Below are 12,570 nucleotides of genomic sequence, written 5' to 3' on the forward strand. Positions count from 1 at the left end.
GAACCGGTCAGACCGCGGGTACGGGATGGACGTGGACCGGGTCCCACGCCGGGAACGGGTCCGGCCCGGTCGCCTCCCCGAGGCAGTCCCGCAGTGCTTCCAGCAAAGCCTCGCCCGCCAGGTCGACGCCGATGAACACCAGCTCCTGCCGCGGCGCCTCCGCCACGCCCTGGGGTTCGAACCGCGCCACCGTGCCCGCCTGCGACCACAGCCCGGTCACCCCGGGCCGGGACGCCAGCGCGAAGAACCCCTTCGACCGCAGCACCGTCCCGAACTCGCCGGAATCCAGCCGCCGGGTGACGAAGTGCCCCAGCGCCACCGGATCGAACGCCCGGGAAGCGCGGAACACCACGCTGGAGATGCCGTACTCCTCGGTCTCCGGCACGTGGTCGCCGTTCAGCTCGGCCACCCAGCCCGGCGCCTCCTGGGCCCGGGCGGCGTCGTACCGGCCGGTCCCGAAGACGCGCTCCAGGGGCACCTGCCCGAAGCGGCCCGTGACGACGTCGGCGGCCGGGTTGAGCCGCCGCAGGGTCGCCACCAGCCGGTCCGCTCCGGCGGACGAGACCAGGTCGGTTTTGTTCAGCAGCAGCACGTCGGCGAACTCGATCTGGTCGATCAGCAGGTCGCTGACCGTCCGCTCGTCGCCTTCGTACTGGTCGAGCCGGCGTTCCACCAGGGAGTCGCCGGCCGCCAGCTCGCGGGCGAAGGTGGCCGCGTCGACCACCGTCACCATCGTGTCGAGGTGGGCGACGGCGTCCAGGAACGTGAACGTCGCCGCCACCGGCATCGGCTCGGAGATGCCGCTCGACTCGATGAGCACGTGGTCGAACCGGCCGTCCGCGCACAGCGCCGCCACCTCTTCCAGGAGGTCCTCCCGCAGGGTGCAGCAGATGCACCCGTTGGTCAGTTCCACGAGGCGCTCCTGCGACCGGACCAGCGCGGCGTCGATGTTGACCTCGCTCATGTCGTTGACGATCACCGCGACCCGCAGCCCGGCCCGGCCGGCGAGGATGTGGTTCAGCAGCGTCGTCTTGCCCGCGCCGAGGAAGCCGGACAGGACGGTGACCGGAACGCTCACCGCGCGTGGAAGTGCTTCATCAGCCGGCGGGGGACCAGCTGCACCGTGCCGTCGACCTTGATCGGCACCAGATCGGGCACAGCCGCCTTCCACTGCGACCGCCGGGACCGCGTGCTGCTGCGGGACGTCTTCCGCTTGGGGACGGCCATCAGCGATTGCCCCGCTTCCCGTAGCGGCGGTGGAACTTCTCGACCTGGCCGGCGCTGTCCATGATCCGCTGCGTGCCGGTCCAGAACGGGTGCGACCACGAGCTGATGTCGACCATCACGAGGGGGTACGTGTGGCCGTCGGACCACTCGACGGTCCGGTCGGAGGTGATGGTCGACCGGGTCAGGAAAGCGTCGCCGGTCGACGAGTCCTTGAACACGACGGGGTGGTAGTCGGGGTGGATTCCGGTCTTCATCGTTCTTCCTTTCGGTTCGCCGCGGAGTGCCGCGCCGGGCCGGGTTCGGTGTCCTCGCACGGTTCCTCGTGCCAGTCCCCGAACGGATCGGGGTAGTGGCGCCAAGCTTCCGGTCCTGCCGCGAGCTCTTCTTCGGTCAGTAGAGCGCCGCGCAGGGCCGCGTCGATCTCGTCCGGGGTTGTCTGGTCCGTCACCACGACGAGTTCCTGCGCACGGTCGCCGTGCACCGGGTCCCAGCGCAGGGACGCCAGGGTCCGGCGCTCGGGGGAGACGTCCGTCCACTCCGGACCGTCCGGCGACGCCAGCCACGGCCCGGCGTGCCCGAGGCCCAGCCCGCCGCCCGCCGACTCGATCCAGAACGCGACGTCGGGCCGGCCGGCCACCCACGCGCGCCCGCGGGTGCGGACGACGCCGTCGAGCAGCACGTCGAGCGCGTCGTGCAGGCGCGACGGGTGGAACGGCCGCCGCGCGGTGAAGACGAGCAGGCCGATGCCGCAGTCGGGGTGCAGCGGCGGTTCGCCGCGCAGCAGGGCGCCGTGCAGGTCGGTGACCTCGCCGCGGCGGGCGTCCGCCGGGACCGCGTCGAGCACGCTGTGGCCGTCGATCCGCGCCAGCTCGACCCGCGGGACCGACGGCGCCACCCGGTCCAGCACCGCGGCCGCCTTCGCGGCGCTCCACGCGTCGGTGGCCGCGCCGGCCAGCACGAGGACGTCGGCGAACTCCACCTGGGACAGGGCGACCTGGGCGACCGTGCGCTCGTCTTCGGGGCTGCCCTGCAGGTTCCGGTCGGCCAGCTCGTCGTCGCCGGTCGCGTCGGCGAGCCAGGTCGCGCAGCCGACCACCGTGAGGACGGCCCGCAGGTCGACGTCGTCGCCCACCGGGTGGTCGCCGACCAGGACGTTCCGGATCGCCCAGCTCACCGGCTCCGGCTCCATGGCCTCGTCGAGCCGGACGACGATCCGGGTCACCTCCGGCCGCCGGGCCAGCCGCCGCAGCAGCGGGAGCAGGTCCTCCCGCAGGGTGCACGAGACGCAACCGTGGGCCAGTTCCAGGACGGTCAGCTCGTCGCGCTCGGCGAGCCGCAGCCGGCGGCGGACGACGCCGGAGCGGATCTCGCGCAGGTCGTGGTGGACGACGGCGGTGCCGGGCTCGGCCACGCACAGCAGCTCGGCGAGCGCGGCGTTCGGTCCGGCGGCCAGACCGCTCACGAGGACGAGCGGGACGCGGGGGTGGTGGGTCACAGGGGCTCCAGGAATGCGGGCGGGGTGCGGTGCGCTACAGTACATGGAAATGAAAACCACTATCAACTCGGGAGGGCCCTTGTCCGCCGTGTGCCAGGTCACCGGCCGCAAGCCGGGCTACGGCAAGCAGGTCTCGCATTCGCACCGCCGCACGTCCCGGCGGTGGGAGCCGAACCTGCAGAACCGTCGCTATTTCGTGCCCGGTGAGGGCCGCTGGGTGCGGCTGCGCGTCTCCGCCAAGGGCATGAAGACGATCGACAAGCGCGGCATCGAGGCCGTCGTCGCCGAGCTGAAGGCGAAGGGGGTGAAGCTGTAATGGCGAAGAGCACCGACGTCCGGCCGATCATCAAGCTGCGGTCCACCGCGGGCACCGGCTACACGTACGTGACGAAGAAGAACCGCCGCAACGACCCGGACCGGATGGTCCTGCGCAAGTACGACCCGGTCGCGCGCAAGCACGTCGAGTTCAAGGAAGAGCGCTGATGGCCAAGAAGTCGAAGATCGCGAAGAACGAGCAGCGGAAGGTGATCGCCGCCCGGTACGTCGAACGCCGCCGCGCGCTCAAGGCCGTCATCGCCTCTCCGGCGTCGTCGCCGGACGAGAAGGCGGACGCCGTCGTCGCGCTGCAGAAGCTGCCGCGCGACGCGAGCCCGACCCGCATCCGCAACCGGGATGCCGCGGACGGCCGTCCCCGCGGCTACCTGCGGAAGTTCGGGCTGTCGCGGGTGAAGATGCGGCAGGCGGCGCACCGCGGCGAACTTCCCGGCGTGGCGAAGTCGAGCTGGTGAGCCGGATGCCGAAGCCGCACCGCGACCGTCCGGGCAAGCGCAAGGTGAACCTGTTGCACGCCAACAAGATCACCCACGTCGACTGGAAGGACGTCGACCTGCTGCGGAAGTTCGTTTCCGACCGTGGCAAGATCCGCGCCCGCCGCGTGACGGGATTGACGCCGCAGCAACAGAAACAGGTCGCCACGGCGATCAAGAACGCGCGCGAGATGGCCCTGCTGCCGTACCCGTCCGCGGGCCGCGCGAGCTGAAATTCGGATGCGCGAAGCCGGGCGGCGCGCGACCATGGGCGCACGAACGGGGGCGTCGCACGGGATGTCCTGACCACCAGGAGGTCCACGCTTGCACGCCCAGCTCACGGTCACGCCCGCCCGGCTGCCCGAGCTCCTGCTGACCACCGCCGTCGTCCGGCCGGTGTTCCTCTGGGGCGCGCCCGGGATCGGGAAGTCCTCGCTGGTGCGCGAGTTCGCGGCGTCGCTGGGCCTTCACTGCGTTTCGCTGCTGGGCACCCAGCTCGCGCCGGAGGACCTGATCGGCGTCCCGCAGATCACGGGCGGCCGCAGCCGGTTCTGCCCGCCGGAGCAGATCGCCCGCGACGAGCCGTACTGCCTGTTCCTCGACGAGCTGAACGCCGCCGCCCCCGACGTCCAGAAGGCGTTCTACTCGCTCATCCTCGACCGCCGCATCGGCTCCTACGAGCTGCCGCCGGGCTCGGTCGTGATCGGTGCCGGCAACCGCGCCACCGACCAGGCCCTGGCCCGGCCGATGGCCTCGGCCCTGGTCAACCGCCTGGTGCACGTCCACCTGCGGGCCGCACCGGGCGACTGGCTCGCCTGGGCCGCCGGGAACGGCATCCACCCGTGGGTGCTCGAGTACCTCACCCAGCGCCCGGACCACCTGTGGAGCCCGCCGCCGAAGACCGAGGAGCCGTTCTCGACGCCGCGGTCCTGGCACATGCTCTCGGACCTGCTCCACTCCGCCGGCGACCCGGCCGACGACGAGACGGTCGCCCTGCTGGCGTACGCGACGCTCACCCCGGCGCACGCGGGCGCGTTCCGCGCGTACCTCAAGGTGGCCCGGCACGCCTTCGACCTGGAGGCGATCCTCAAGGGCGACGCGCGCTGGCCCGCCGAGGCGGGTGACCGCGACCTGCTCTACTTCCTCGCCGAGACGTTCCGCGCGCGGCTGGTCAAGGACCTGCCCGCGGACAAGCGGCACGCGTCGGCGGCGGTCCGCCAGTTCGCGTTCCGGGCGAAGAGCCTCCTGGTCGAGCTGGCCGAAATCTCCCTGGAAATGGCGCAGCTGGTCATCGCCGACGACGAAACCGGCCACCCGCGGCTGCCCTCGTGGTTCCTCGTCGAAGCCGCCCGCGACCTGCCGCGGCTGGTGGCGGCCCGCGCATGAGCAACGCCCGCGCCGAATCGAAGCGCCGCGAGCGCCGGAACAAGGCGATCGCCGACGGCTGGGCCGCGGTGCGCGCCAACACCGTCCTCGACCACCTCGCCCGGGGCGCGAACCTGAGCCCGGAGAGCGCCGGCGCCGGCTGGGCCGTCGTGAACGACCGCGGGGTGATCACGGCGAACCGCGGCCGCGACGCCGAGGCGGACGAGTGGGCGTGGGTGTTCGCACACCTCCTGCTGCACCTCGGCCTCGGCCACCTCGACGACGACCGGCTCACCGAGGCCGAGGCGATCACGCCCGGCCACGACGTGGACCCGGTCTACGCCACGGCCTGCTGCGTGGCCGTCCACCGGTTCGCGGAGGCGGTGCGCGTCGGGACGCCCGTCGTCGACCTGCCCGAACTGCCCGGGACCGACGAGCTCGCGCTGACCCGCGTGTGGCGCGAGACCGGCGTTCCCGAGCCGTTCGCCGGCGGCCCGGGTCCGTGCCTGCGGCTGGCGCGCGCGATGAGCCGCTGGCAGCTGCAGTACCACGGGAAGCCGACGCCGTGGACCGAACGGTTCGCCCGCGGGCTGATCGCCTCGGCCACCGAGGCCATGGAACGTGCCGCCGACGCGCGCGGCGAGACGCGGCACCGGCGGGCGATGGGGGAGTGGGACCGGGCGCTGTCGTGGTTCGTCTCGTCGTTCCCGCTGCTCGGCGCGGTGGCGGCCGGGTTCACCCTGGTCGTGGACGCCGACGTCGTCCGCGTCTGGGACATCGCCCTCGCGGCGGTCGACGCCGAGCACGGCGAGATCTACGTCAACCCGGGCGCGGCGCTGAGCGCCGAGGAGTGGCGGTTCGTGCTGGCCCACGAGATGTTGCACGCGGCCCTGCGGCACGATCGCCGCGCGCTGGGCCGCAACCCGTACCTGTGGAACGTCGCCTGCGACTACGTGATCAACGGCTGGCTGGTCGCGATGGGCGTCGGCGAGCTGCCCGACGGCCTCCTGCACGACCAGCAGCTGACCGGGATGTCCGCGGAGTCGGTGTACGACACGCTGACCACGGACCTCCGCCGGGCCCGCAAGCTGCGGACACCGGGCTCGCGCGAGGCGGGTGACGTGCTCGGCGAGTGGCTGTCCGAGCCGGAGGCGGCGCAGCGCCGGTCGTCGAAGCGGAGCTCCCGCCCGGTACCGTGGGGTTCCCGCGCCCAGGGTGTCGACCTCGACGAGTTCTACCGCCGCGCGCTGACCCAGGGCCTCGAGTACCACCACGCCCAGGGCCGCGGACTGCTGCCGCTCGGGCTGGAGCAGGAGATCCGCGCGCTCGACCACCCGCCGCTGCCGTGGGACGCGCAGCTGGCGCGCTGGTTCGACGAGCACGTCCGGGTGGAGCTGCCGGTGCGCAGCTACGCGCGGGCGTCCCGCCGCCAGTCGTCGACGCCGGACATCCCGCGCCCGGGCCGCGTCCGGCCGGAACGCCTCGACCGGCGCGTCACCTTCGGCGTCGTGCTGGACACGTCGGGGTCGATGAACGCCGAGCTGCTCGGCAAGGCGCTGGGCGCGATCGCGTCCTACGCGCTGGCCCGGGACGTGCCGGCGGCGCGGGTGGTGTTCTGCGACGCCGTCGCCTACGACGCCGGGTACCTCGCGGTGGAGGACATCGCCGGCCGCGTGAAGGTGCGGGGCCGTGGCGGGACGATCCTGCAGCCCGGCGTCGACCTGCTGCAGCGGGCGCCGGACTTCCCGGCGGACGGGCCGATCCTGATCATCACCGACGCGTACTGCGACCACGTCCGGCCGCGGCGTGAGCACGCGTACCTGGTGCCGCGGGGCGCGCGGCTGCCGTTCGTGGCCCGCGGGCCGGTGTTCCGCGTGGCATGACCCACGCTGGGCTGGCGCGGGGGTGAACCGCCAATAAACTCCGGGCCATGGACGACCCGCACTACCTCTCCGGCCTCCAGCTCACCGGCCGCCGCGTCGTGATGATCGGCGGCGGCACGGTCGCGCAACGCAGGCTGCCCCGGCTGATCGGCGCGGGAGCCCGCGTCGAACTGGTGTCACCGCACACGACGCCATCGGTGCAGGGGATGGTGGACGCGGGCGAGCTGGTCTGGCACGAGCGCCGCTACGAGCCCGGTGACCTCCGCGACGCCTGGTACGCGCTGGCCTGCACGGACGACCCGTCGGTGAACGCCGCCGTCTGCGAAGAGGCCGAGCGCGAGCGGGTGTTCTGCGTCCGCGCCGACGAGGGGGAGTCCGGTTCCGCGGTGACCCCGGCGTCCGGGCGGCATGGCGGCCTGCTGTTCGGCGTGCTCTCCGGCGGCGAGCCGCTGCGCTCGGCGGCGGTCCGTGACTCGATGCTCGACGGCCTGCACAACGGCACGATCGAGGACGGCCGCACCCCGCACCCGGAGGGCACCCTGCCCGGCGTGGCCCTGGTCGGCGGCGGCCCGGGCGACCCGGAGCTGATCACGGTCCGCGGCCGCCGGCTGCTCTCGCGCGCGGACGTCGTCGTGGTGGACCGGCTGGCGCCCCGCGAGCTGCTCGACGAGCTCGCGCCGGAGGTGGAGATCGTCGACGCGGCGAAGATCCCGTACGGCCGCGCGGCCAGCCAGGACGTGATCAACAGCACGCTGGTCGAGCGGGCCAAGGAGGGCAAGTTCGTCGTCCGCCTCAAGGGCGGCGACCCCTACCTGTTCGGCCGCGGGTTCGAGGAGGTGCTGGCCTGCGCCGAGGCGGGCGTCCCGGTGACGATGGTGCCGGGCATCACGAGCGCGTTCGCGGTCCCGGCGGCGGCGGACGTCCCGGTGACCCACCGCGGCGTGGCGCACGAGGTGGTGGTGGTCTCCGGCCACGTGGCCCCCGGCGACGACCGGTCCCTGGTGGACTGGGAACTGCTGGCCCGGATGAAGGGCACGATCGTCCTGATGATGGGCGTGGAGCGCCTCCCGCAGTTCGCGAAGGCGTTGCTGGACGGCGGCCGTCCGGCGGACACCCCGGTGGCGATCATCGAGGACGGCACGATGCGCACCCAGCGCTCGCTGCGGTCCACATTGGACACGGTGGTCACCGACGCGGCGGCCTCGGGAGTCCGCCCGCCCGCGGTGATCGTGATCGGCCCGGTGGCCGGCCTCGCCCCGGTGTCCTAAGAGGAACCTCGCGCGTCCCGCCGAGGCAGCACGCGTGCTGCCTCGGCGAGGATCGCGCCGGCGACCTCGGTCAGGGGGCGGGTGCCGTCGACGATCGTGGCGCCGGGGTGCCGGTAGGCGTTGTCGCCGAGGGCCGCGGCCAGTTCCTCCGGGTGCTTGCCGAAGCTGTTCGACGTGCGGGTCCGGAGCCGGTGGCGGAGCGTGTCCTCGTCGATCACCAGGCAGATCACGAGGTCGAAGAGATCCCGCACGTCCTCGTGGTTCTCGGGGCAGCCGCAGAAGTACGCGATCCCGCCGGCCGTCCGGGCCGCCAGGGATTCGACCTTCGCGCGGTCGATCCGCCACCCGAACCGGTCGAGCCAGCCCGACGGCACCGGGTCGGGCGGGTCGGTGACCACCTGGCCGGTCGTCCGGTCGGCCCAGTGGTGGTAACCCTCCTCGTCCGCGTCGACCGCGAACTCGCCCCATTCCTTCAGAAGGGCGCAGACCGCCGACTTGCCGGCTCCGGCGTTGCCGGTCACCCACACCAAAGGCATGGGCGAAGCATGTCAGTCTTCGTAGCAGCTCGCGGCGAAATCGCGGATCGCGTCCGACAGCCGGGTCGGGTCGAGGCGCAGCTCGACCGGGCTGCGGGCCTGGACGAACTCCGCGTCCGGCATGTCGACCGCCAGGGTGTCCGCATCGCCGAACGGGTGGATCGGGTCGCCCTGGTGGCCGATCACCAGTGCCCGGGTCGTGATCCTGCGCCGCACCGCCTTCGGCGGCGCGATCCGGCCGAACAGCACCCCGTGCAGCAGCGCCGCCATCGGGGCCGGGCGCTGCGACAGCGTGTCCGTGACGACGTCGATCCACTGGTTGCCGTGCGGGACCAACGACGCCGCCAGCGCCACCGCCTGCACGGTGAACGGCAGGAACCGGGCCGCCATCAGCAGCGGGGCGAAAGTCACCAGCCCGGCGACGATCGCGTTGTCCAGCACCGGCATCTCGACGATCAGCCCGCGTGCCCGCGAAGGCGCCAGGACCGCGACCTCCAGCGAGACGTTCGCCCCCAGTGACGTCCCGCCGATGACGGCCGACGAGACGTCGAGGTGGTCCAGCAGGGCCAGGGTCTGCTCGGCGAACGACGGCATCGAGTACAGCCACGACTCGGTCGGCCGGTCGGAGTCGCCGTGGCCGAGCAGGTCCAGGGTGATCACCCGGAACCCCGCGCGGGCCAGCCGGCGCGCCAGCGGGGCGTGCATCCGGCGGGTCAGCATGATGCCGTGCGTGAGGACGACGACCTTGTCACCGCTGCCGAACTCGGTGTACCAGAGCCGGTGGCCTTCGTGGTCGAACGAGCCGGTCAGCTCGATCGGGCGGGACGCCCGCCGGACCGGGGCGGGCGGCGGTCCGGGCTCGATCGCGGTCGCACTGGCCGGGCTCATGTCCCACCGTCCTCCCCGTGTCGTGGTGTGAGTCCCTTTCAGGAAAGCATCCCCCGACCGGGTTGGCACAGTGACGCGCGGGTCAATTGACAAGGTGCCAATGGCGGGTCGCCGCGGGCATGGGTCAAGATGACCCCATGACCGCTACTGCTGACAGTCTGCCCGACCTCGTCTCCCTCAAGGTCGACGTCGACGGCCCTGTGGCCGAAGTGACGCTTCTCGGCCCGTCGAAGGGCAACGCGATGGGCCCGGACTTCTGGCGCGAGCTGCCGCTGGTGTTCCGCACGCTGGACGCCGACCCGCAGGTCAGGGCCGTGGTTCTCACCGGCAGCGGGGCGCACTTCTCCTACGGCCTCGACCTGCCGGCGATGATGGGCGACTGGGCGCCGATGCTGGGCGGGGACAACCTGGCCGGCCCGCGCACGGCCTTCCTCGACCAGGTCCGGTCGCTGCAGGCGGCGGTCAGCTCGATCGCGGAATGCCGCAAACCGGTCGTCGCGGCCGTTTCCGGCTGGTGCATCGGCGGTGGCGTCGACGTCATCGCCGCCGCGGACGTCCGCCTGGCCAGCGCCGACGCCAAGTTCAGCGTCCGCGAGGTGCGCGTCGCCATCGTCGCGGACCTCGGCAGCCTGCAGCGGCTCGCCTCGATCATCGGCGAGGGCCACCTGCGGGAGCTCGCCCTCACCGGCAAGGACGTCGACGCCGCCCGCGCCGAGAAGATCGGCCTGGTCAACGACGTCTACGAAAGCCAGGAAGCGCTGCTGAAGGCCGCGCGGGAACTCGCCGGCGAGATCGCTGCGAACCCGCCGCTGGTGGTGCAGGGTACGAAGCAGGTACTGGCGGCGAACACCGAGCGCCAGGTCGCCGACGGCCTCCGGTACGTCGCGGCGTGGAACTCGGCGTTCCTGCCCAGCAAGGACCTCGGCGAAGCGGTCCAGGCCTTCATGGAGCGCCGCAAGCCGGAGTTCAAGGGCGAATAGGAGGTATGGCGTGAGCGCTTCGGAGGTCCACCACGCGTTCCGCGTGGCGCGCGACTACCTGCAGGCCCACCGCGAGGACTACGGCACCGCGTACCGCGACTTCGCCTGGCCGGAGTTCGACGAGTTCAACTGGGCGATCGACTGGTTCGACGTGGTCGCGCACGATCCGGCCAACGCGGAGCGGTACGCGCTGTGGATCGTCGAGGAGGACGGCCGCGAGAACCGCTGGACCTACCCGGAGATGTCCGGCCGGTCCAACCAGGTCGCCAACTGGCTGCGCGGCCTCGGTGTCCGCCGCGGCGACCGGCTGATCCTCATGCTGGGCAACCAGGGCGAGCTGTGGGAGACCATCCTCGCCGCGATCAAGCTCGGCGCCGTGATCATCCCGGCGTCGACGCTGCTGGGCCCGGCCGACCTCACCGACCGCGTCGAGCGCGGCGCGGCGAAGCACGTCGTCGTCCGCTCGGTGGACGCGCCGAAGTTCGACGGCGTCGAGGGTGACTACACGCGGATCGCGGTGGGGGAGCCGGTCGAGGGCTGGCAGCCGTACTCGGCCGCGTTCGCCGAGTCGCCCGAGTTCACCCCGGACGGCCCGACGAAGGCCGGCGACCCGCTGCTGCTCTACTTCACCTCCGGCACGACGGCCAAGCCGAAGCTGGTGCAGCACACGCACGTCTCGTACCCGGTGGGCCACCTGTCCACGATGTACTGGATCGGGCTGGAACCCGGCGACGTCCACCTGAACATCTCCTCGCCCGGCTGGGCGAAGCACGCGTGGAGCAACTTCTTCGCCCCGTGGAACGCCGAGGCGACGGTGTTCCTCTACAACTACAGCCGGTTCGACGCGGGTGCCCTGATGGCGCAGATGGACCGGTGCGGCGTCACCAGCTTCTGCGCCCCGCCCACGGTCTGGCGGATGCTCATCCAGGCCGACCTGACGGCACTGAAGACCCCGCCGCGCAAGGTCGTCGGCGCGGGCGAGCCGCTCAACCCCGAGGTGATCGACCAGGTCGAGAAGGCGTGGGGCGTCACCATCCGCGACGGCTTCGGCCAGACCGAAAGCAGCGTCCAGATCGCGAACACGCCGGGCCAGGAGGTCGTGCCCGGGTCGATGGGCCGCCCGCTGCCCGGCTTCGTGGTGGCGCTGGTCGACCCGGTCAGCGGCGAGCGCGCGACGGAGGGCGAGATCTGCCTGGACCTCGCGCACCGGCCGGTGGGCCTGATGACCGGGTACGCCGACGACGACGAACGCACGTCGGCGGCCTTCGCGGACGGCTTCTACCACACGGGGGACGTCGGTTCGATCGACGAACGCGGCTACATCACCTACGTCGGGCGCACCGACGACGTGTTCAAGGCGTCGGACTACCGGATCTCGCCGTTCGAGCTGGAGAGCGTGCTGATCGAGCACGAGGCGGTGGCGGAGGCGGCGGTGGTGCCGGCCCCCGACCCGATCCGGCTCGCGGTGCCCAAGGCGTACGTCGTGCTGGCCGCCGGTTTCGCGCCGGACGCGCCGACCGCGCGGTCGATCCTCGCGCACTGCCGCGAGCACCTGGCGCCGTACAAGCGGATCCGGCGGCTCGAGTTCGCGGAGCTGCCGAAGACGATCTCGGGCAAGATCCGCCGCGTCGAGCTCCGCGGGCGGGAGAGCGACCCGAAGCGTGGCGAAGGGACCGAGTACCGCGAAGAGGACTTCCCCGACTTGAAGTCCTGACGTCAGCTGCGGGTGCCCTCGACCTGGCGGCCGTCCTCGGTCGAGCAGGCGGTCACCGGGTCGTTCGCCCCGCTGCCGCACGTCCACTCGCCGATCGCGATCGGGCCCGGGCCGTCGGCGTCGTTCGCCTCGGCCGGGGTCAGCTTCGCGAAGTAGTCCTTCAGCAGCTGGCTCGCCGCGGCGCAGTCGACCTTCCCGTGCGCGACGACCGCCGTCTTGGCGCCGCCCGCGCCGGTGACGTCGCCGCACGGCACGCCGGGCGCCGTCGAGGCGGCCGCCGCGGCGGCGGCGGGCACGGCCGCCCCCGAGGAGGAGGGCGCGGCGGGGGCCGGGTCGCCACCACCGCAACCGGCCAGTGCGGCGGTCGCGGCGACGAGCAGCAGGGGGTACGCGAGAGTCTTCATGGGC

The 12,570-nt window shown here is 72.6% G+C and carries 16 protein-coding genes; 9 read left to right on the forward strand and 7 right to left on the reverse strand.

What is annotated here, in order from left to right; all coding sequences use genetic code 11:
- Positions 1 to 7: 7 nt before the first annotated feature.
- From AB0J55_RS04790 to AB0J55_RS04805, 4 genes are read right to left on the reverse strand one after another with little or no spacing between them, the layout of a single operon-like run.
- Positions 8 to 1,078: a GTP-binding protein gene (locus AB0J55_RS04790; protein ID WP_364242818.1), complete on the reverse strand. Its 1,071-nt coding sequence runs from the start codon at positions 1,076 to 1,078 to the stop codon at positions 8 to 10.
- On the reverse strand, positions 1,075 to 1,227 hold the full coding sequence (gene rpmF, locus AB0J55_RS04795) for a 50S ribosomal protein L32 (RefSeq protein WP_364242821.1): 153 nt from the start codon (positions 1,225 to 1,227) through the stop codon (positions 1,075 to 1,077). Before rpmF ends, AB0J55_RS04790 begins: the two co-directional genes overlap by 4 nt.
- Positions 1,227 to 1,481 (reverse strand): type B 50S ribosomal protein L31, encoded by a 255-nt coding sequence (locus tag AB0J55_RS04800; RefSeq protein WP_364242824.1) that lies wholly within the window; start codon positions 1,479 to 1,481, stop codon positions 1,227 to 1,229. Before AB0J55_RS04800 ends, rpmF begins: the two co-directional genes overlap by 1 nt.
- Entirely contained in the window at positions 1,478 to 2,722 is a 1,245-nt protein-coding gene (locus AB0J55_RS04805; protein WP_364242826.1) for a GTP-binding protein, read from the reverse strand. Before AB0J55_RS04805 ends, AB0J55_RS04800 begins: the two co-directional genes overlap by 4 nt.
- A gap of 79 nt (positions 2,723 to 2,801) precedes the next feature.
- Here AB0J55_RS04805 and rpmB point away from each other — a divergent pair, with 79 nt between their 5' ends.
- The 7 genes from rpmB (at position 2,802) to cobA (ending at position 8,044) form a co-directional block, all read left to right on the forward strand.
- Positions 2,802 to 3,038: a 50S ribosomal protein L28 gene (rpmB, locus tag AB0J55_RS04810; protein WP_360181174.1), complete on the forward strand. Its 237-nt coding sequence runs from the start codon at positions 2,802 to 2,804 to the stop codon at positions 3,036 to 3,038.
- The gene (gene rpmG, locus AB0J55_RS04815) at positions 3,038 to 3,205 is read left to right on the forward strand and encodes a 50S ribosomal protein L33 (RefSeq protein WP_003091682.1); all 168 of its coding nucleotides are present in this window, start codon (positions 3,038 to 3,040) and stop codon (positions 3,203 to 3,205) included. The genes rpmB and rpmG overlap by 1 nt, the downstream gene beginning before the upstream one ends.
- Positions 3,205 to 3,510, forward strand: a complete 306-nt coding sequence (gene rpsN / locus AB0J55_RS04820; protein WP_364242829.1) for a 30S ribosomal protein S14 — start codon at positions 3,205 to 3,207, stop codon at positions 3,508 to 3,510. The genes rpmG and rpsN overlap by 1 nt, the downstream gene beginning before the upstream one ends.
- On the forward strand, positions 3,507 to 3,761 hold the full coding sequence (rpsR, locus tag AB0J55_RS04825; protein WP_364242832.1) for a 30S ribosomal protein S18: 255 nt from the start codon (positions 3,507 to 3,509) through the stop codon (positions 3,759 to 3,761). The genes rpsN and rpsR overlap by 4 nt, the downstream gene beginning before the upstream one ends.
- A gap of 91 nt (positions 3,762 to 3,852) precedes the next feature.
- The gene (locus AB0J55_RS04830; RefSeq protein WP_364242835.1) at positions 3,853 to 4,914 is read left to right on the forward strand and encodes a MoxR family ATPase; all 1,062 of its coding nucleotides are present in this window, start codon (positions 3,853 to 3,855) and stop codon (positions 4,912 to 4,914) included.
- Positions 4,911 to 6,776 carry a hypothetical protein gene (locus tag AB0J55_RS04835; protein ID WP_364242837.1) on the forward strand — a complete coding sequence of 622 codons (1,866 nt, stop codon included), beginning with the start codon at positions 4,911 to 4,913 and terminating at the stop codon, positions 6,774 to 6,776. The genes AB0J55_RS04830 and AB0J55_RS04835 overlap by 4 nt, the downstream gene beginning before the upstream one ends.
- Before the next feature lie 47 nt (positions 6,777 to 6,823).
- Entirely contained in the window at positions 6,824 to 8,044 is a 1,221-nt protein-coding gene (gene cobA / locus AB0J55_RS04840; RefSeq protein WP_364242840.1) for a uroporphyrinogen-III C-methyltransferase, read from the forward strand.
- Here cobA and AB0J55_RS04845 read toward each other — a convergent pair.
- The gene (locus AB0J55_RS04845) at positions 8,041 to 8,580 is read right to left on the reverse strand and encodes an AAA family ATPase (protein ID WP_364242842.1); all 540 of its coding nucleotides are present in this window, start codon (positions 8,578 to 8,580) and stop codon (positions 8,041 to 8,043) included. The two genes, cobA and AB0J55_RS04845, sit on opposite strands and share 4 nt — an antisense overlap.
- Before the next feature lie 12 nt (positions 8,581 to 8,592).
- Positions 8,593 to 9,468, reverse strand: coding sequence for an alpha/beta fold hydrolase (locus AB0J55_RS04850; protein ID WP_364242844.1), 876 nt, complete (start codon positions 9,466 to 9,468; stop codon positions 8,593 to 8,595).
- Positions 9,469 to 9,605: 137 nt separating this feature from the next.
- Between AB0J55_RS04850 and AB0J55_RS04855 the strand changes: the two genes are divergently transcribed.
- Both AB0J55_RS04855 and AB0J55_RS04860 read left to right on the forward strand, forming a co-directional pair.
- On the forward strand, positions 9,606 to 10,448 hold the full coding sequence (locus AB0J55_RS04855; protein ID WP_364242846.1) for a crotonase/enoyl-CoA hydratase family protein: 843 nt from the start codon (positions 9,606 to 9,608) through the stop codon (positions 10,446 to 10,448).
- A 10-nt stretch (positions 10,449 to 10,458) separates the two neighbouring features.
- Positions 10,459 to 12,162, forward strand: coding sequence for an AMP-binding protein (locus AB0J55_RS04860; RefSeq protein WP_364242848.1), 1,704 nt, complete (start codon positions 10,459 to 10,461; stop codon positions 12,160 to 12,162).
- A gap of 2 nt (positions 12,163 to 12,164) precedes the next feature.
- On the opposite strand, the gene AB0J55_RS04865 is transcribed toward AB0J55_RS04860, so the two are convergent.
- The gene (locus tag AB0J55_RS04865) at positions 12,165 to 12,566 is read right to left on the reverse strand and encodes a hypothetical protein (protein WP_364242850.1); all 402 of its coding nucleotides are present in this window, start codon (positions 12,564 to 12,566) and stop codon (positions 12,165 to 12,167) included.
- Positions 12,567 to 12,570 lie beyond the last annotated feature (4 nt).

It is taken from the genome of Amycolatopsis sp. NPDC049688 (assembly GCF_040674975.1).
Taxonomy (GTDB): domain Bacteria; phylum Actinomycetota; class Actinomycetes; order Mycobacteriales; family Pseudonocardiaceae; genus Amycolatopsis.